Origin of the sequence: Streptomyces noursei (assembly GCF_016917755.1) — a bacterium.
In the GTDB taxonomy this organism is placed as follows: Bacteria; Actinomycetota; Actinomycetes; order Streptomycetales; family Streptomycetaceae; genus Streptomyces; species Streptomyces yunnanensis.
In genome coordinates, this window is the sequence record NZ_CP070326.1 from 8,699,893 (window position 1) to 8,718,343 (window position 18,451).

An 18,451-nucleotide genomic window follows, 5' to 3' on the forward strand; every position below is an offset into this window, starting at 1 on the left:
GACAAGGAAGTACCCACGATTCACCCCGCAGCAAGAACGTCCAACTTCCGACGAACGGCACAGCAGCAGCCCACCGCCCGCCCACTCCAGCCGTCAGCCCGTCACGACGGCCTGCACCTCATCCACCTCCAACCGCCGCTGTGCCGACATCGCCAGGCCCGGTACCACGCCTGATCGCCCACCCCCTTCCCACTCCACATCCCAGACCACCCGCACCGACACCGGAAACGCCTTCCCCGGCTCGGACGTCGACGCCCGCCGATAGGTGTAACCGCAGTCCGGCGACGACGCCTTGGGCCCGAACCGGGCCGAGTACGGCGTCCCCGGGCCCAGACAGACCACACTCCCGCCATCGCCCATCGACCACACCGCCCTGCGCGGCCGAGCCGTCGCCGTCACCTCCACCCCCTCCACAGCCGCCGACGTCGTCACAGGCCCCCATGCGCCGTGCTCCACCCACATCCACGTCGGCACATTGACCACCTGCGCAAAGTCCTCACGCGGGCTGGTATGGATCGCCGGCTTCGGCAACTTCAACCGCGACACCGCCCGCTGCACCACAACCCGCACCGGCACGTGCTCTTTTGCGTCAGCCTGTGGATCGTCCGACTCTTCGCCATCGACACGCGGAAGGAGCCCCTTTCCAGCGTTTACCAGGCCCATCTTGGCCAAGCCATGCTGCCAGTCATAAGCGTCGATGCCTGAAGGGCTCTTCGCTCCGATATCGTCCGGCTCCGTGTGCTCGCTTGGTGGCCGGGCCTCCGGCCTGCCTTTCTCGGAATGTCCCGGCTGCCTTTTGACGCTCTTCGCTTCTGCGCTGCAAACCCCTGGAGCGCACGTCACTCCGCCGAACATGTTCGCGTTCCCGTCTGCTTGTGCAGGCCAGCTTGAGAGTGAGGCCGCAAGGATTCCCCACCAAACGGCCACGCCGCAGGCCCGGCTGTTCAGCCCGCTGTCCCTGATTAGCATGAGCCGGATGCGCCAATGTAGAGATCAGTGACCTTCCAGACACCCTTGGCTTGCCGCACAGTAGCGTCGGCTTTGGAATGGCTACCAGGCACGTCGTTCTTCAGATCGCCGTTCCGTTTGTATTGCAGCCAGTCGGTACCGTCGACACAATCACGGATGACGACTTTGCCGTCACGCGCGGAAACAACTGTCGGAGCCAGCCGTGGAGCGCCCTTGGCTACAATGCCTTCCTTCACTTGTTTCCTGAGGCCGTATTTCATCAACTCGAGAGCGCCGGCCGCCGCATGGTCCTCGAGGCGCGGCGATTGCGGGTCGGGGGCTGCCGAGACTGCGGTCAGGTCGCTCCACATCGCCCGGTAGGCGGCAACCGCATCCCCGTTCGGGGTGCCCGGTGTGCGAGCCACCCCAGTCGTTGCGGTTCCTTTGGACGGCTTCGCATCGTGTGGGCTTCCAGTGCACCCACCTACCAGGCCCATCGCAGCGGCGACTGCGCAGCCCCAGCGCAGTTGCCACCTCACTCGTCCATGAAACGTCATGCTCCCCCACCTTTCGTCACTCAGAGCCGACAAATAACCACCCTGCGTGATCAATTGCAAGCTGGAAATGCTTGCGTCGCACTTTCCACTCGGATCGGGAAGGTTCTCTCCCTTCTTGACGGACCCGTGACAGGCACGACACTTCCCTGCGGTGCTCCGGGTCGAAGCGCGTGGCTTGCCGCCTCGGGGCGGCAAGCCACGGAGCCGAGCGTTCGGCCCTAGCAGCCCGGAATCGCCATCCAGGCCACCTTCATCCGTCCTCCCCTGTCGGCGGCGAAACCCCAGGCTCCGCAAGTGAGCTGGTGAACCACGTGGAGTCCTCGCCCCCTCTCGGACATGACCTTGAGCAAGGCGTCCAGGCCGCCACTGCGCCTCGATGGGTCGGCCTCGAACGGACCCGTCGCCGGAAATGCGGGGACCGTCGGCAACCGAGGATCTCTGTCCGCAACTTCGCAGATCAGGTCCGAAGCGGTGAAACGCAGTCGCATCTCGTACGGGCCCGGAGCATGTTCGAGTGCATTGGCGGCAAGCTCGGACACCGCCAACACGGCATCCTCCAGTGGCTCACCTCCATGCCCCAGTTGAACCAATGCGCAGCGCAGCGTGGCTCGGGCCCGCGGTAGCGCATGGGGAGTGGCGCTCGTCCAGCGCCACAGCACTCGAACCACGTCGTCCTTGTGGGGCAACGTCGGAGTCATCGTCGCCCCCCTCGCGCGGCGTGCCGCCCTCGGGCGACAGGGCGGTGGCGGCCACGTCCGGGCCGAACACTCATGCTCACTTCGGCAAACGCCGTGGGACCGGTGTGGGTGAACAGCAACGTCAGGGATGCGGCGACGAACAGAATAGGAGTCATGCGGATGACCTCCACGGTGATCGCGGCTGGAACGCGACCACCGAACCTCGCCGCTAATGAAGAGCGGAAGCCGCTGATCAAGAGGTCTTTTGTTAGTTATGGCGATCGGTGGCGATATGACGCGCATCCGCACGAGACGGTGAGGGTGGCCAGCGGGAAACACTCCGGACCGTCCCGACAAAGTGACGATATCGCTCCCGTCATACCGCTCTTCGAGCTTCACGCCGGAGGAGGATCTTCGACTGGGTGCGAGACTGAGAGATCGATTCTTCCGTTCATTCGGTATGCGAAGAAACGTGATTACTACAGCCGCTCTAGCCGTGCTTTCCGTGCTGCTTTCTGTGCCGCCAGCAGAGGCCACAGGATCTGCGACCCGGCAGGGCAATCGGATCACCGTGTACGGCAGTGGATTGCACGTGGACAGTGTGACCACGGCCAGAACACCCCACCGGATCCAAGCCCAGGCGTTCCTGACGCTCCGGGACAAGAACGGGAAGTGGAAACGGAACCTCCGAGGCTGGACACCGGCAAACACCACGGGCGAGACCGACCACACCAGCTGGAGCATCAACGAGAACTTCCCGGACGGCTCGCGACTGTGCACTGAGTGGAAAGACCTCTCGGGTCAAATTCTACCCGGCATGTCCTGTATGATCATCCACCGGTAGGCGGAACATAGCAAGGAGTAGTGGGTTCTGCTCCGGTGGCCGACTGTCAGGTGCCGCCAAGGCTACTGCAGATCCTTCCCAGAGCTGCAGGTTGGACAAGCCTTGACCATTCTGTTCCCCGTCAGCCCTGGCTGACGGCCGGTTCGCAACGTGTGGAGAGCATCGTCGGTGGCGATCACCAGCCGCCACCAGTTGATGCCGCGTACTGTGACGGCGCCCGCCGGCGGGGCGCGTGCCGTCATGGTGTTGCAGGGTCAGTGCTTGCGGTGGCGGCCGGTCCCTGGCACATGCGCGCAGCGTTCGCCCTGATCCCAGGTGTGACAGCCATGGTCCGCGACCAGAGATGCTGAGGTTTTCAGCCGGTCGTGACGTCACGGTGGGGCTGGGACGAGTCTGGTCTCGACGAAACCGTCGAGTAACCCGGACTGGTACTGCATCCGTTTCAGGCGTGTGCGGGCCAGCGCGGCAAGTTCGTCGATGCTGCACGGGGCCAGATTGCCCAGGCTGTTTCTTCAGGTGGGCCCCACACGCCCTCGGCCGGGTTCAAGTCAGGCGCGTACGAAGGGAAGCGGAAGACGGTCGGCCAGCTCCGGGCCGCGATCGGCTCGCGCATCGAGGCATCGGCATGATGGGGCAGTTATCCCACGCCAGCACGATGGGGCCGCCGAGCTGCTGGTGGACCGCGTCCAGCAGGCGGGCGAAGTCCCTCTCCCTAAAGCCCTTCGGCTCGCCCTTGCGGCCATGGTCGCTTCTCCTTTGCTCTGGGTCTTGATCATTACAGTAGAGCGTGCTGGCCTCAGCGGGTGTGGCACTGGCCAAGGGGAGGAGAAGACCACGGCTGCAGCGGCCAGAAGTTCACGGCGTCGCACGGGGTCGTCACCCTCCTCGGGACCAAGATTGCTACCAACCCTGTGGACCCTCGCGAGTTGGTAGCAGCGGCTGTCCCGACGGCGGTGCGGCGCCGAGGAGTTCGGGCAGCGGAACGCCCAGGACATCGGAGATGTGACGCAGTGTCTCCAGGCTGTTGACCGGGATCACGTCCCGCTCGGCCTGGGATACCCAGCTCTCTGAATTGTCGATCACCGTGGCCAAGTCCCGCTGCGGCCAGCCTTGCGCTTGCGGACCTTACCGATCTTTTTTCCGAGCGTCATTTCGTTCCCGCCACTGGGCAAGCCCCCGAGGTCCCGTATCCCGCCGCGTGAGCAAGCCACGGTACTGGCGTAAGAAGGCCGGTTGTAGGGTGCATCACGCCGACTCCGCCCATCCCCGCTGCGGCTGGGAAGCGGCGCCGGTGAGGGGCGGTTGGACGACGGCGACCTGCCGGTTCTACCGCGCGGCCTGCACCGTGACGCCGGTGCAGGCCGCTGCCTGGCAGACCACCCGTCCCTGGTCAGCGCTGGCGGGCCCTGGCGTGGTCAGGGGCGGCGACCTTGCGTACGGCCGCGGCGACGGCGCGGAAGTCCTTCTTCAGGATCGAAGCATGGGTGCTGGCGACCTTCGGGTGGATGGTGATGTTCGAGTTGCGGGCGGCCACCGCGGGGAAGGTGGCGCGGTGCCGTTCCTGCTCGTCACCCTTGCTTCCGAAGGACTTCCCCGAAGCGACCACGTACCGGGTCGGGACGGTGATGTTGTCCAGCACGGGGCCCAGGTTGCGCGCGCGGGCGATCACCCCGGCCTCGATGTTGCCGTTCGCGACCTGGGCGGCGGTCATCCGCGGGGTCAGGCCCGTCGGGCGCAGCAGCAGCATGATCGGGCTCAGTCGTCGAAACAGCTTCCGGATCCGCTGCTCCATGGCTTCGTCCAGCCAGTCGTCCGGTTGTGCGCCCTCGACCAGGACCGCGCCCACGGTACGGCCGGGGTTCCGGTTGGCCCAGTGCGCGGCGAGGAGGATCCGCTCGCCCCCGTGCATCCCGCCGTTGAGCAGCATCCGGAAGTAGGCGTGGTAGTCGTCGACGGTGGAGTCCAGTCCGCCACCGCCCGAGGGGAACGCCGGGGGCTTGCTGTGGTGCCCCCCTTCAGCCGGGTCCTCCACCTTGAACTCTCCGGTCTGCGGATCGGGGGCGTGCAGGGGCGGCAGCCGGTCGATCTTGTCGGCGGGCACGAAGCAGCCGGTGTCCTTCATGCCCAGCGGAGTAAAGAGGCGCTCACGCAGGAACGACTCGAAAGACTGGCCGGAGCCCCTGGCGGCCAGGACCCCGAGGACGTCGTCGCTGACGTTGTACAGCCAGCGTTCCCCGGGCTGGTGCATCAGCGGAAGCGTGCCCAGGCGGCGCATCCACTCATCCGGCTCCACCGCCGGCAACAGCCACCCGTCCTGGCCGTAGACCCCCCGCTCGAAGAACGCGCTCATCATCGGGGCGGTGCGTGCCGTCATGTCCAGTCCGAGCCCGCACGTGGAGCCGAGCAGGTCCCGCACGGTGATCGGCCGGCGTGCCGGCACGGTGTCCTCCAGCGGGCCGTCGGCTCGTTTGAGCACCTTCCGGTCGGCGAGCTCGGGGAGCCACAGGTCCACCGGGTCATCCAGCCGCAGCCGGCACTCGTCCAGCAGGACCATCGTCGCCGCGACCGCGACCGGCTTGGTCGTCGAGGCCATCCGGAAGATCGTGTCCCGGCGCATCGGCGCACCCCCGTCGTGGCGCATCGTCCCGAGCGCTTCGACGTGCGTCTGCCCGCCCCGGCTGACCAGGGCGACCATCCCGGGAATCCTCCCGGAGTCGACATACCGCGCCAGTACCTCGCGCAGCCTGCGCAACCCTGCTTCGCAGAAGCCGCTGTTGCCTGTTCCCATGATGAATCTCCTCACGTGCAACGTTCGATGTGTGCGGTGCTCGGATACATCCGGTGCTAGATCTGCAGGACGGATCCGTCCTGGTGTGGCGCTCCAGGGCAGCCCTGGGCGCGGCACGAGGTGGGTGGGTTCGGCGTGGACCGGTTCGCGGCCCGAGGTGCGCACGCATGATTGAGCCGTTCATGACATCCGCAGCGTCGATTGCGCTGCTACCGGCTGTCGCCGTCCTGATGCCGCTACTGAAAGTGCGGCGTGAACTCGCCGGCCAGGCGGGCATGACCGCGTGGCCGCGTTGTCGCCGACCCTGCAGACGGTGCAGAGGTCGAGAAAGTGCGGAGGTCGAGAAGGTGGTGCCCGGCCCGGGCGCGATGTGCCGTGCCCGGGGTCGGGCGGTCGTGTGGTCTTTTCCGGTGTCTTAGCCGGCGGCGCACTCGATGGCCTCGGTCAGCCGCTTCCGCGCACGGTCGGGGACATATCCGCCCCTCGTGTAGTTCTGCGCGAACGCCTCGGCGAACTCCGCCGGGTCGTCCCCGACGACATCACGGATCGTCGTTCCGTCTACTGCGGCTTGCTCGAACAGGTCGGCAAGGTCCTCGAACGCGGAGGACGCGCTGTCGTCGTCCGCCGGCACGAAGTGCATGAGGTACCGCTCGATCGCGCCGACCGCCGTGCGGTAGTTCTCGGGAAGCTCCTTGACGCGCGCCTTGTACGCCCACCAGCGCCTCTTGGGCCCGATCACCTTGGGGAGAAAGCCGTGCTCTTCTGCGTCAGACATGTCATCCGCCCCCTTCGCGGAGCTGTTCCAGTCGTTCTGCGAGGAAGCTCCAGGTCCCCCAGAACTCGTCGAGATACTCACGTCCCTGAGCGTTCAGGGAATACACCTTGCGCGGCGGCCCCTTCTCGGACGGGACCTTCTCCACATCGACCAAGCCGCGCTTCTCGATCCTGACGAGCAGTGCGTAGATGGTGCCCTCGGCGACGTCGGAGAAGCCCTGACCCCGCAGCCACGCCGTGATCTCGTAGCCGTACGCGGGCCGGCCGGACAGGATCGCCAGGACGATGCCCTCCAGTGTCCCCTTGAGCATCTCCGTCACCTACTTGCTCATGGGATCCCCCTTTCAGCTACTCAGTGCTGCTGACTACAGCTACGCAGTAACGCTATCTACCGGTACTTAGCAACACTGAATTACTGAAGCGCAAGCCGCGCCGCATTCACGTGGGTGCAGATGGCCTGACCTCGGCTCGCGAGCGAGCCCACCAGAGACTTCACTTCTCGGACTCGCCCCCGCGGATGCGGCGGGCTACCGGCGACCAGGCGGCCGGAACGCTGGAGTCGGCGCGACAAGTCCGGGGTGACCAGGCACACGTACTACCGGTAGGCCGATGTCAGCACGTAAGAACTTGCCAAAACCAGAACTTCCCGAATGGCTTGCGCCTGTGCACTGAGTGGAAGGACCTGTCCGGGCGCGTCCTGCCCGGACTGGCATGCCTGACCATCCATCGGTAGGTGCGATGGAAACCGGCTCAGCGTCACCGGCCCCGTTTCCGCAGGCAAAGCGATCCCCTTCATCCACTCACCAGCTGAGAACGGCGCCCCGCAGGACGTCCCAGCCCGAACAGAGGGCAGACCCCTGTGGGCTCGGGCCTGCGCGGGGCCGGATGGCCCGGCGGCCGGGATGCGTGGCCACCGGGGTTCTTGTGTCAACCAGTCTCAGGGGGCAACGTGCTCAACGGTGTCGAGGGGAACCGTCCGCCGCCGGGTCAGCCAACGGTCACCATCCACTTGCCACGGGAGAGGGTCAGGGCGCCGTTCGGATCGAGGTGTACCCGGGCTCCGTACACCGGCAATCCACCTTCCCGGTTGAGCCGGTGCCGGATGCGCTCCAGTTCATCCCACAGGCGGCGGGGACCGCCCTGGTGCACTGTCGGGGAAGCCAGGAACCCGACGGCCGTGGCGCGGGCCCACGATCCGTCCGGGTGCAGCATCCACACCGTCCGCTCGTCGCCGTTCGTCATGCTGCGGTAGTCGATGCCCGGCGCGGTGAGTTCGAGCATCGACATCACCTCCCACGAGTCGGGCACGTGCAGCAGCGGGTACCGGCTCGTCGTGACGGTCTCGCCGTCGGCCCGCTTGATCTTCTCCCACAGTTCATCCGTGGGGCATTCGTAGTCGTCGCCGTGGCGGGTGCGCATGAAGCCTGCCGCGTCCGGTGCGACGCGTCCGACGGCGCCGCCGTCCTCGGTCTTGTCCGCCGTCACGATCAGCCCGGTCCCGGCGAGCGTGGTCACCAGACGCCCGCCGGGCCGCAGAGAAGCCAGCCACGAGGCCGGTACGGGGCGTACGGAGACCGTGGACACGATCCGGTCGTACTCCCCGGGCAGGGGGCCAGTGATGTCACAGACGGCAGTGTGCGGGTGTAGTCCGACTGATTCGAGCCGGCCGCCCGCTGTTTCCACCAGGTGCGGGTCGACATCCACGCTCGTCACCTGTTGGTCACCGAGCCGCCGGCACAGGAGCGCGGTTCCGTAGCCGGTGCCGGTCGTCACCAACACCCTTGAGTCGTCGGCGATCATGGCGTGCCGGTACATCTGCACGACCAGACTCGGCAGTGTTGACGACGAGGTGGGGTGTCCCGTCGCGACGGTGGCGCCGGGCTCGGCGTCGTCGGCATGGTGGGGGCCGATCCGGGTCACCAGGGTCCGGTCCGCGTAGACCGCCCGCATCCACGCTTCGGGGGCGGTTGAGCCGTCGCGCAGCTCCCAGTGCTCCTTCCCTCGGCCCCACCAGCGGGGCACGAACACATGCCGCGGCGTTCCAGCGATCGGCGCGTACCAGCGGGATTCGGGCCGGACGACTTCGGCCGCCAGGCGTCGCGCCGACGATTCCCAATCCATGACAGTGAGCCTCCTACCTACTCGTATGCCGGGTCACAGGCTTCGGTCTCGGCCGGAGCACAGTCGGAGCTGTCCTGATCAGGGTTGCAGGCCATCACCAGGCCCGGGGAGGGCTGGCACGAATCCTCCTTCGGGGTGCAGGAGTCCGGTACGCAACTGCCGCTGCGGCGCGGGATACTGGCCGCGACCTGCGCCCACCGCTGTCCAGTAAACACCGTCGCCAAGCCGCCGGTTTTCACGTCGCCGGCAGGAAGGAAACGTCCGAGCACACAGGGTGCCACGGTGCCATCCGGCAGGATCGCGGCCTTTCCGTCCGCGCACCGCCCGCACAATTCCGACGTGGACGGGATCGCCGCCGTCTTGGCTGCGTTCCCGACGCCGCGGACACGGTCCACGTGCACGCGGGCCACCCCGAGGGCCGCCATCTCGGCGCGGGCCGGTTCGGTGCGCTGGCCGTCGCGCAGGTGGATGATGCCGACCTTGACGCGGATGCCACGCCGTACGGCCTCGACGATGTTGGCGCGGGTGGAGTCGTGGGAGCCCTTCCGGCCCGTGATCTGGTCGTGCTCGTCCGGGTCGTCGGAGTAGTACGACGTCCCCAAGGTCACCCTTGGGTGCGCGTACAGCTCCCAGTGTTCCGCTCGCACGCGGTAGAGGTTGCTGTAGACCTGCACGTCGAGGCCGGCGGCGAGCGCGTGCTCGACGAGGGCAGCGAAGTCGGGGTGCATCGTCGGCTCACCGCCGATGAACTGGACCCTTTGGACGCCGAGGGCGACGGCTTCTGTGATCACGCGCCGCCAGTCGTCACCGGTCATGGTGCCGTGGCCCTTCGTCGGCCCGGCCTGGGCATAGCAATGCGAGGAACAGGTGAGCTGACACCGTTGGGTGATCTCCAGTTCAAGGAACGTCGGTGGTGCGGGTGTTGCGGGTGCCTGCGGAGCGGTCATCATGGCTGTGTCCCTTCTGGTTCGAGTGGTGCGCGTTGAGGTAGGGCGGTCCCTCTCGGGGCTGGGGCGCAGCCCCGATCCCGCAGGCCGGTCTCGCCTGGGCATGCATCGCACGGAGGTCGCGGCCGTCCCGATGGGGTGGGCGGAGCGGGAAGGGGGCCACGGGGTGTCACGTAGTGGTGCCAGCGAAGCGCCAGAGCCTGTGCCACCCGGCCCCCGCCGGGGTCTCAGGAGTTGGTTGGTGCACCACTGTGCTGACTTCCGGTGCCTCATCCGGGGGCCGGGAACGGGGCTGAGCGGGCTTGTGCGGCACTGCAGATGGCCAGGGCGATGGGGTGGCAGCAGGCAGCAGGCAGCACCGGCGACGTCGACGGTCGCCGAATGGATATCCGGATCGAAGCTGCCAACGCGGCGTGCGGGGCACTCACCATGCCCCCTGCAGGCGGGCGTCCAACGTGACCGACATCGAGCCGTGGTGATCCAATAAACCTTGTCCGGAGTTCACTTGAGTTCACCGTCCGCAGTCAGCGGAGCCCACGAATAACGCACCTGGACGCCTCGATCCTGCAACCACCGGATTTCGCGATGTCGTACCTCGTGTGTTGCATCCGGAGAGATCGCTGCAGGCCACCTGACGATCAACACGCCGACCTTGCCCGTCGCCGCCAGTTCGCGTACCCGCGTCCAGCCGGCGCGGTGGCACGGTTCGGGCTCCCCGTACACGTCCGTCACCACCTCGACGAGGCAGAGCCCGCGCGTGGCGGCGAATTCGCGGCCTTCCTGCTCGGCCCGCTCGGCGGCGAGGGTTGGGGCCAGCCGGCCCCTTTCCGCGCACACGTACAACACGGCAGCGGACGGGTCGGGGATCGCGGGGGTAGCGGCTTTCTCCTGCGCAGCGCGCGTACTGGTCATCGTCGCCTCGGTTGCGATGGGGACGGCACCCCGCCGGAGCCCGGCGGGAGACCGGGGCGCGTGCGGGGCCTTACACGACAGCTAACCCGTCGTCACCGCACGCCGGATATGACGAAGTTGCGCGGACCGGTCGCACTCAGACTGACGAACTGACCAGCTCTTTACTTTCCGTGAGAGTCCCCGCCGCATACCGTGGCGGTATGGCCGATTCCAGAAATGCAGCCCTGGCTGCCTGGATGGCGGAGGTCGGCATGTCGGCCCGGGAACTGACCGACGCCGTGAACCACGCCATTCGCGATCTCACCGGACGGCTCGGCGCCACCAGCGAACGCACAGTGTTCCGGTGGCTGTCCGGCGAGAACCGCTGGCCCCAGGAGCGCCAGCGCCGCGCGTTAGAGGCCATCAGCGGCCGAACCGTCGCAGACCTGGGCTTTGTGCCTCGGGGGAAGCGCACCACCAGCCCAGTACCCCCAGCAGCGCCATCGGAGGACACAGTGCACCGTCGCCGGTTCGTCGGCGCGGCCACCGCCGCCGTCGCCGTCCCCCTCATCGCCTCCCGCCCGCAGAGCGTCGGAACGTCCGACGTGGTCCGACTCCGTGACAGTGTCGAAGCCCTCGTCGCGATCGACGCCGAGCGAGGTGGACACACTGCCCTCGAACGCGCCGCCCTCGCTGGAGCGGACGAAGCCCTGGGACTCCAGCGCCGTTCCACCACGCAACGCGTGCGTCAACGCCTGTTCAGCCTCGCTGCCGACTTCACCGCGACTGCGGCATGGTCGCTGATCGACGCCCGGCAGCTCGACGCCGCCGGCAAGCATCTCGACCGTGCCCTGACCCTCGCCGGCATGGCCCAGGACTCGGACATGGCCATGCAGGTATGGAACCTGCGGGCCATGCTCGCCAGGCAACAGAAGGACCACGGCATGGCCGTCGCCGCAGCTCAAGCCGCGCAAGCAACGCCCATAGCGCGCCAGTCACCGCTGCACGCCTCCCTTGCCCACGCCCGGACCGCTATCGGCCTCGCCAACAGTGGCGACCGGCGCGGGGCCCTGCGCTCTCTGGGGCGTGCAGAGGACGCGATGGGCAAGGTCGACACCACGGAACCGCGGCCTATTTGGATCGCTTTCTACGGCCCCGCGGAGCTGTACTCCCTCACCGCAACGGTTCGCGACGTCGTCGGCGATCCCGCAGAGGCTGAGGCTGCCGCTTACAGGGCACTTGCCGCCCTCCCTCAGACCTACCGGCGCAACCGCGCGCACACCACCGTGCGCCTCGCGCTCGCGCAGCTCCATCAAGGCGACGTCGAGCCGGCATGCGCCTCCAGCGCAGATGTCTTCACCATCATGTCCGGGGACCCGCTCCCCGGCCGCCTGCGCCAACTCCTCGGCACCTTCCACCGCGACCTGATCACTCTGGCACCCCCACGCATCGCACACGAGTGGGCCGACCGCTACCGGACTGAATGGAGCCCTGCATGACCGGCGCAACGGTTGAACTCCGTCACTTCGGGCACGATGACCTGCCCGGCATCCGGCAAACACTCCTCGACGTACATGCCGATGCGTACGCCGACGAGCTGGAGGACGACGAGTTCACCCAGCGGTTTCCCTGGTTCGTCGACCACTGGGGAGGCAACCCCGGCTTCTCGTGCGTGATCGGCTACGACGACTCCGAACCGGTGGGCTTCGCCTACGGGGCCACGGCGACGGAAGGGCGTGAGTGGTGGCGCGAGCACATGAGTGAACCGCCGGCAGACGCCTCGACGTTCTCGGTTTCCGAGCTGATGGTCCGGCCGGCGTGGCGGAAGACAGGAACCGCTGAGCGGCTCCATGTAGCCCTGCTCGCCAGCCGGCCCGAGGCCCTGGCCGTGCTCCTCGTCGACCCCGACCACCTGAAAGTGCAAGCGCTCTACGAGGGGTGGGGGTATCGGAAGATCGGGAATCGTCAGCCGTTCCCGGACTCCCCGAACTTTGCGGTTATGCTCCGGGACCTGCGCACCGCTGCCTGACCGGCGTGCGCCGAGCGTCCCGCACCACTCGTCCCGGACGGCACTCTCCTACAGGGCCCTGGCCAACCCCAGCTGAACCGCAAGGTCGTGCTCACCCGCATCCGGGCGCCGCCACCACGGCGGATGACGGCGGGTGGGGCGCTGAGGGGTCGGACGAGGCTGGCAATCTCGTCGCGGATCATGCGCGAGTCTGTGGAGTAGCCGGCACTTGCGGTGCGTGGTCGTCTTCCGCGCGGGCGCGGGTGGCCTGAGTCTCGGCGATCCACTGGTGATCACGGTGGGGTCGACGCCGGTTTGGAGACGGCGCGGTGAGTGCCGCGCTTGGTGTCGCATGCGGAGGGGGCGGCAGGTGATGCCGTCGCGAATGCAGGGCGGTGGCGAAGGGGCGCACCCTCGGCCTTCGTCTCCCCGCCGAGCCGTGAATGGCCACAGGCGTGCTCATTCGATCAATGAGCAGGGGACGTGCATGGTGGGGAGGCGAGCCGAGGGCGGGACGGGCTGGGTGCCTGGTGCTGTACAGGAAACCGCCGCCCCAGCCCGACGCGCCGTCTGTTCTGCGATCCGTCGTCCATCCGCCGACCGCTCGACGATCGGCGCCGGGCCAGCGATTCTGGAGAGGAGACAGGAGGTGGACCGTGCAGCGCTTCCTGCAGCGGGACACCGTCGCGGTCATGGCCGGACTGCTCGCTCCACTGGCAGTCGCCGCGGTTCTCGTGCCCGCCCGCACGCATATCTCGAACACGGACGTGGCGCTGATCCTCGTCGTGGTCGTCGTCGCCGTGGCCGCCAACGGACACCGCCTCGCCGGCGCCCTCGCGGCGCTGTCGGCCGCCGTGTGGTTTGACTTCTTCTTCACTCGGCCCTACGAGCGGTTCGCGATCACAAAGGCTGCGGACATCCGCACGGCCGTCCTGCTGCTCCTGGTGGGACTGGCGGTCTCCCAGCTGGCCGCGCGGGCCAGGCGCATGCAGGTGGTCGCCGTCACTGACGCCTATTACCTCTCCCAGCTTCACGAGACCGCCGAGCTGGCGCAGTCCCGCACCGCGCCCGACGAGGTCGTGGAGAAGGTGAAACGGCAGCTCACAGACTTGCTGGGGCTGCGTGGATGCCGGTTCGAGTACGGATCCCTGCTCGGTCACCCGGCACGCCTGCAAGCGGACGGCAGCGTGACCGCGGGACGCAGGGTGTGGGATGTCGACCTGCTGGGTTTCCCGGACGAGGAGATCGAACTGCGCACCTACGGCAACGGGCACTACTACGGCCGCTTCATGCTCCGGCCGGCCCCCGGAGCCAAGCCACCGTTGCAAGCGCGCCTGGTCGCGGTCACCCTCGCCGACCACGTCGGTGCCGCGCTCGACACCGCGGGGATGGGGCGGGGCGAGTAGGCGGTGCTCCGTGCCGAACGTCGCTGTGGAACGGTGGAGGCGACGTGGGTCGGCTGTCCCGCACCGCGAGGCGGCTGACGCGCGCTGTCGTCGAGGTGGAGCCCCGAGACCGCCGGCCACTGCCCGACAAGGTGTGAGTCGAGCCACTGTGTCCGGTTCGCGACGCTTGCCGGTACGTCGGCCGCCCTTTCGGATCGAGCCCGCTGCCCCGCGGAGGATGTCACCCGTGAACCGGCGGTCGCCATAACAGCAGGACGGATCCCAAAACCGGCCAGTCGGCCTAAGAGAATGGTGAACATTCTGTGTTGACGCAACCACATGGCGTCAAGAACATATCAGGCCACTCGACCGGCGCGTCAGGAAGTCGCTAACGCGGTTCTCCCGCGGGCGCCGAAGCGCTTCGCTACCGCTGCCGGTTCTCGCCGGCACCGCTCTGGCCACCGTGCCAATTCCCCCACCCGGTAAGGCCTGGCGGCTCCGTCCCCGTTGTCTCACTTGGGATGTGTGTCATGCCAGATCTGTGGTTCGTCCTGCTCACCCTCGCCGCCTTCGCCCTCGTCGGGCTGGCGATGAAGGGGGTGGAGCGCCTGTGAGTACCGAGAACATCGTCGGCCTCGTCGTATCCGTGTTCCTGCTGGCCTACTTGGTAGTGGCCCTGATCTTCCCGGAGCGCTTCTAGTGAACGACACTCTCGCAGGCTGGTTGCAGGTGCTGGCGCTGATCGGCGCGCTGGCCCTGTCGTACCGGCCCCTGGGTGACTACCTGGCCCGCATCCTCACCAGTGCGAAGCACCTGCGCGCCGAGCGCCTGATCTACCGGCTGGGCGGGGTCGACGGCGATGCCGACCAGCGGTGGATCGGCTATCTGCGCAGTGTGCTCGCGTTCTCGCTGGTGTCCGTGTTGTTCCTGTACGGGTTCATGCGTCTGCAGAACCATCTGCTGCTGTCCATCGGCATGCAGGCGGTGGCGCCGGACCTGTCGTTCAACACGGCGGTCTCCTTCGTCACCAACACCAACTGGCAGTCGTACTCAGGTGAGTCCACCATGGGGCACCTGGTGCAGATGGCCGGCCTGGCGGTGCAGAACTTCGTCTCCGCCGCCGTCGGCATTGCCGTCGTCACCGCTCTGATCCGCGGTTTCACCCGCAAGAAGACCGACCGGGTCGGCAACTTCTGGGTGGACCTGACCCGGATCGTGCTGCGCGTGCTGCTGCCCCTGTCATTCGTCCTCGCCCTTGTCCTGGTGGCCAACGGCGTGATCGAGAACTTCCACGCGGTCCACTCGATCAGCACCATCGCTGGCGATTCGCAGTCCCTCACCGGCGGTCCGGTCGCCTCCCAGGAGGCCATCAAGGAACTGGGCACCAACGGCGGCGGCTTCTACAACGCCAACTCCGCCCACCCCTTCGAGAACCCCAACGCCTTCACCAACTGGCTGGAGATCTACCTCCTGTTGGTGATCGGCTTCGCGCTGCCGCGCACCTTCGGGCGGATGGTCGGCGACAACCGCCAGGGCTATGCCGTCGTCGCCGTGATGGGCCTGATCTGGGCCGCCTCGGTCGCCGTCGTCACCTTCAACGAACTGCACAGCGTCAGCAGCGCCGCCGGGCACGCCGCCGGCGGGATGATGGAGGGCAAGGAGCAGCGGTTCGGCGTCTGGGCGTCGGCGCTGTTCGCGGTGTCCACGACGCTGACCTCGTGCGGTGCGGTCGACTCGTTCCACGACTCGTACACGCCGGGCGGCGGCGGGATGACGATCTTCAACATGATGCTGGGTGAGATCGCCCCGGGCGGTACCGGTTCCGGGCTCTACGGCATCCTCGTCCTGGCGATCGTCGCGGTGTTCATCGCGGGGCTGATGGTCGGCCGGACGCCCGAATACCTGGGCAAGAAGCTGCGGGGCAGGGAGATCAAGTTCGCCTCGCTGTACATCCTGACCACCCCCGCGATCGTGCTCGTGGGCTCGGGCATCGCGATGGCGCTGCCGGGCGAGCGCGCCGCGATGGCCAACCACGGAGCACACGGTTTCTCCGAGGTGCTGTACGCCTTCACCTCGGCCGCCAACAACAACGGCTCGGCGTTCGCGGGCCTTTCGGCCAACACCGTCTGGTACAACACCGCGCTCGGCCTGGCGATGCTCCTCGGCCGCTTCCTGCCCATGGTGTTCGTCCTCGCGCTGGCCGGGTCGCTCGCCTCGCAGCAGCCCGTGCCCGTCACCGCGGGCACCCTGCCCACCCACCGGCCGCAGTTCGTCGGCCTGCTGACCGGCGTGATCCTCATCGTCGTCGGCCTCACCTACTTCCCCGCCCTCGCACTGGGCCCGCTTGCGGAAGGGCTGCAGTAATGCACCTGACACTCGTAGAGCCTCCGTCCTCCCCCGAGGAGACGCCGCAGACACCACAGGAACCGCACCGGGTCTCCGGCGGCCTGCTCGACCCCAGGCAACTGATCACCTCGCTGCCCGAAGCGGTCAGGAAGCTCAACCCCCGCGTCATGGTCAAGAACCCGGTCATGTTCGTGGTCGCGGTGGGGGCGCTGCTCACCACCCTGTCGGCGATCAAGGACCCCAGCATCTTCGCCTGGGTGATCGCCGCGTGGCTGTGGCTGACCGCCGTCTTCGCCAACCTCTCCGAGGCCGTGGCCGAGGGCCGCGGCAAGGCGCAGGCGGAGACGCTGCGGCGGACCAAGACCGACACGGTCGCCCGCCGCCTGCTGGACTGGCGGCCGGGCCTGACGACCCTGAGCGAGGAGGAGGTGCCCGCCACCAGGCTCCAGCTCGAAGATCTCGTCGTCGTCGAGGCGGGGCAGATCATCCCCGGTGACGGTGACGTCGTCGAAGGCGTCGCCAGTGTCGACGAGTCGGCGATCACCGGCGAGTCCGCGCCCGTGATCCGCGAATCCGGCGGCGACCGCTCGGCGGTGACCGGTGGCACGAAGGTGCTCTCCGACCGGATCGTCGTGCAGATCACCTCCAAGCCCGGCGAGACCTTCATCGACCGGATGATCGCGCTGGTCGAGGGAGCCGCCCGGCAGAAGACGCCCAACGAGATCGCGCTCAACATCCTGCTGGCGTCGCTGACGGTCGTGTTCCTGCTCGCGGTGGTGACGCTGCAGCCGTTCGCGATCTACGCCCACGCCGAGCAGACCATCGTCGTCCTGGTCGCCCTCGTGGTGGCGCTGATTCCCACCACGATCGGTGCCCTGCTCTCGGCGATCGGCATCGCGGGCATGGACCGCCTGGTGCAGCGCAACGTGCTGGCGATGTCCGGCCGCGCCGTCGAGGCCGCAGGCGACGTCAACACCCTGCTGCTGGACAAGACCGGCACCATCACCTTCGGCAACCGCCAGGCCGCGGAGTTCCTGCCCGTCGAAGGCGTGAGCGTGGAGGACCTGGCGGACGCCGCGCAGTTGTCCTCCCTCGCCGACGAGACGCCCGAAGGCCGCTCGGTGGTCGTCCTGGCCACGGAGAAGTACGGGCGGCGCGAGCGGCATCAGGGCGAGCTGGGCAACGCCGAGTTCGTGCCGTTCACCGCCCAGACCCGCATGTCAGGCGTCGACCTCACCGAAGGCGGTCTGACCCGCCGGGTACGCAAGGGCGCCGCCTCCGCGGTCACCGCGTGGGCCGAGCGGAACGGTGGCGACGCCGCCGGCGAGGTCCGGTCGATCGTCGACGGCATCTCGGGCAGCGGTGGTACGCCCCTCGTGGTCGCCGAGCGCCGCGGCGGCCGGGCCAAGGTGCTGGGCGTCATCCACCTCAAGGACGTCGTCAAGCCCGGCATCCGGGAGCGGTTCGCGGAACTGCGCAAGATGGGCATCAAGACCGTCATGATCACCGGTGACAACCCGCTGACGGCCCGCGCCATAGCGGAGGAGGCAGGCGTGGACGACTTCCTCGCCGAGGCCACTCCCGAGGACAAGATGGCGCTCATCAAGCGTGAGCAGGCGGGCGGCAAGCTGGTCGCGATGACCGGTGACGGGACGAACGACGCCCCGGCACTGGCCCAGGCGGACGTCGGCGTGGCCATGAACACCGGCACCTCGGCCGCCAAGGAGGCCGGGAACATGGTCGACCTCGACTCCAACCCGACCAAGCTCATCGAGATCGTCGAGATCGGCAAGCAACTCCTCATCACCCGGGGTGCGTTGACGACGTTCTCGATCGCCAACGACGTCGCCAAGTACTTCGCCATCATCCCGGCGATGTTCGCCACCGCCTACCCGGGGCTGAACAAGCTCAACATCATGCACCTGCACAGCCCGCTCTCGGCGATCTCCTCGGCGATCATCTTCAACGCACTGATCATCGTGGCGCTGATCCCGCTGTCGCTGCGCGGCGTGCGCTACCGGCCCTCGTCGGCCGCTGCGCTGCTCAGCCGCAACATCTGGATCTACGGACTCGGCGGCCTCGTCCTGCCGTTCCTCGGCATCAAACTGATCGACCTGGCCGTCCAGTTCATCCCCGGTCTGCGCTGACCCAGACAGAAGGCAGTC

15 protein-coding genes and 2 pseudogenes are annotated in these 18,451 nt (G+C 67.6%); 6 read left to right on the forward strand and 11 right to left on the reverse strand.

Features of this window, described 5'->3' with window-relative positions; all coding sequences use genetic code 11:
- Window positions 1-93: 93 nt before the first annotated feature.
- From JNO44_RS44925 to JNO44_RS37890, 11 genes and pseudogenes are all read right to left on the reverse strand, one after another.
- Window positions 94-855 (reverse strand): hypothetical protein, encoded by a 762-nt coding sequence (locus JNO44_RS44925; protein WP_338058598.1) that lies wholly within the window; start codon window positions 853-855, stop codon window positions 94-96.
- A gap of 107 nt (window positions 856-962) precedes the next feature.
- Entirely contained in the window at window positions 963-1,373 is a 411-nt protein-coding gene (locus JNO44_RS37845) for a hypothetical protein (RefSeq protein WP_205368528.1), read from the reverse strand.
- A 350-nt stretch (window positions 1,374-1,723) separates the two neighbouring features.
- Window positions 1,724-2,926 carry an ATP-binding protein gene (locus JNO44_RS44930; RefSeq protein WP_338058599.1) on the reverse strand — a complete coding sequence of 401 codons (1,203 nt, stop codon included), beginning with the start codon at window positions 2,924-2,926 and terminating at the stop codon, window positions 1,724-1,726.
- 471 nt (window positions 2,927-3,397) lie between these two features.
- Window positions 3,398-3,770, reverse strand: a pseudogene (locus JNO44_RS45375) (transposase); the annotation flags it as partial.
- Between the two features lie 156 nt (window positions 3,771-3,926).
- Window positions 3,927-4,130, reverse strand: a pseudogene (locus JNO44_RS37855) (helix-turn-helix domain-containing protein); the annotation flags it as partial.
- A gap of 286 nt (window positions 4,131-4,416) precedes the next feature.
- Complete coding sequence (locus JNO44_RS44140; RefSeq protein WP_240167845.1) at window positions 4,417-5,814, reverse strand: serine hydrolase domain-containing protein; 1,398 nt, start codon at window positions 5,812-5,814, stop codon at window positions 4,417-4,419.
- A gap of 415 nt (window positions 5,815-6,229) precedes the next feature.
- Entirely contained in the window at window positions 6,230-6,589 is a 360-nt protein-coding gene (locus tag JNO44_RS37870; protein ID WP_205368531.1) for a DUF1048 domain-containing protein, read from the reverse strand.
- A gap of 1 nt (window position 6,590) precedes the next feature.
- Entirely contained in the window at window positions 6,591-6,899 is a 309-nt protein-coding gene (locus JNO44_RS37875; protein WP_205368532.1) for a PadR family transcriptional regulator, read from the reverse strand.
- 676 nt (window positions 6,900-7,575) lie between these two features.
- The gene (locus JNO44_RS37880; RefSeq protein WP_205368533.1) at window positions 7,576-8,709 is read right to left on the reverse strand and encodes a methyltransferase domain-containing protein; all 1,134 of its coding nucleotides are present in this window, start codon (window positions 8,707-8,709) and stop codon (window positions 7,576-7,578) included.
- A 17-nt stretch (window positions 8,710-8,726) separates the two neighbouring features.
- Window positions 8,727-9,659, reverse strand: a complete 933-nt coding sequence (locus JNO44_RS37885; RefSeq protein ID WP_205368534.1) for a radical SAM protein — start codon at window positions 9,657-9,659, stop codon at window positions 8,727-8,729.
- Window positions 9,660-10,157: 498 nt separating this feature from the next.
- Window positions 10,158-10,568, reverse strand: a complete 411-nt coding sequence (locus JNO44_RS37890; RefSeq protein WP_240167846.1) for a hypothetical protein — start codon at window positions 10,566-10,568, stop codon at window positions 10,158-10,160.
- A 200-nt stretch (window positions 10,569-10,768) separates the two neighbouring features.
- On the opposite strand from JNO44_RS37890, the gene JNO44_RS37895 reads away from it, so the two are divergent.
- The 6 genes from JNO44_RS37895 to kdpB all read left to right on the forward strand — a co-directional run bounded on the left by JNO44_RS37895 (window position 10,769) and on the right by kdpB (window position 18,433).
- Window positions 10,769-12,046 carry an NsdA family TPR-like regulatory protein gene (locus tag JNO44_RS37895; protein WP_240167847.1) on the forward strand — a complete coding sequence of 426 codons (1,278 nt, stop codon included), beginning with the start codon at window positions 10,769-10,771 and terminating at the stop codon, window positions 12,044-12,046.
- Complete coding sequence (locus tag JNO44_RS37900; protein WP_205368535.1) at window positions 12,043-12,576, forward strand: GNAT family N-acetyltransferase; 534 nt, start codon at window positions 12,043-12,045, stop codon at window positions 12,574-12,576. Before JNO44_RS37895 ends, JNO44_RS37900 begins: the two co-directional genes overlap by 4 nt.
- A 635-nt stretch (window positions 12,577-13,211) precedes the next feature.
- Complete coding sequence (locus tag JNO44_RS37905) at window positions 13,212-13,961, forward strand: DUF4118 domain-containing protein (protein ID WP_240167848.1); 750 nt, start codon at window positions 13,212-13,214, stop codon at window positions 13,959-13,961.
- Window positions 13,962-14,550: 589 nt separating this feature from the next.
- Window positions 14,551-14,640, forward strand: coding sequence for a K(+)-transporting ATPase subunit F (kdpF, locus tag JNO44_RS37910; RefSeq protein WP_205368536.1), 90 nt, complete (start codon window positions 14,551-14,553; stop codon window positions 14,638-14,640).
- Window positions 14,640-16,304: a potassium-transporting ATPase subunit KdpA gene (gene kdpA, locus JNO44_RS37915; RefSeq protein WP_205368537.1), complete on the forward strand. Its 1,665-nt coding sequence runs from the start codon at window positions 14,640-14,642 to the stop codon at window positions 16,302-16,304. The genes kdpF and kdpA overlap by 1 nt, the downstream gene beginning before the upstream one ends.
- Entirely contained in the window at window positions 16,304-18,433 is a 2,130-nt protein-coding gene (kdpB, locus tag JNO44_RS37920) for a potassium-transporting ATPase subunit KdpB (RefSeq protein ID WP_205368538.1), read from the forward strand. Before kdpA ends, kdpB begins: the two co-directional genes overlap by 1 nt.
- Window positions 18,434-18,451: the final 18 nt, after the last annotated feature.

Bases quoted from the DNA above. Each gene is read 5' to 3' on its own strand.
- JNO44_RS37870 (WP_205368531.1), bottom strand. From the start codon at position 6,589: ATGTCTGACGCAGAAGAGCACGGCTTTCTCCCCAAGGTGATCGGGCCC.
- JNO44_RS37880 (WP_205368533.1), bottom strand. From the start codon at position 8,709: ATGGATTGGGAATCGTCGGCGCGACGCCTGGCGGCCGAAGTCGTCCGG.
- JNO44_RS44930 (WP_338058599.1), bottom strand. From the start codon at position 2,926: ATGCTCCAGCTGGTGTGGTCGGTCTCGCCCGTGGTGTTTGCCGGTGTC.
- JNO44_RS37875 (WP_205368532.1), bottom strand. From the start codon at position 6,899: ATGCTCAAGGGGACACTGGAGGGCATCGTCCTGGCGATCCTGTCCGGC.
- JNO44_RS44925 (WP_338058598.1), bottom strand. From the start codon at position 855: ATGTTCGGCGGAGTGACGTGCGCTCCAGGGGTTTGCAGCGCAGAAGCG.
- JNO44_RS37890 (WP_240167846.1), bottom strand. From the start codon at position 10,568: ATGACCAGTACGCGCGCTGCGCAGGAGAAAGCCGCTACCCCCGCGATC.
- kdpB (WP_205368538.1), top strand. From the start codon at position 16,304: ATGCACCTGACACTCGTAGAGCCTCCGTCCTCCCCCGAGGAGACGCCG.
- JNO44_RS37885 (WP_205368534.1), bottom strand. From the start codon at position 9,659: ATGATGACCGCTCCGCAGGCACCCGCAACACCCGCACCACCGACGTTC.
- JNO44_RS44140 (WP_240167845.1), bottom strand. From the start codon at position 5,814: ATGGGAACAGGCAACAGCGGCTTCTGCGAAGCAGGGTTGCGCAGGCTG.
- JNO44_RS37895 (WP_240167847.1), top strand. From the start codon at position 10,769: ATGGCCGATTCCAGAAATGCAGCCCTGGCTGCCTGGATGGCGGAGGTC.
- JNO44_RS37900 (WP_205368535.1), top strand. From the start codon at position 12,043: ATGACCGGCGCAACGGTTGAACTCCGTCACTTCGGGCACGATGACCTG.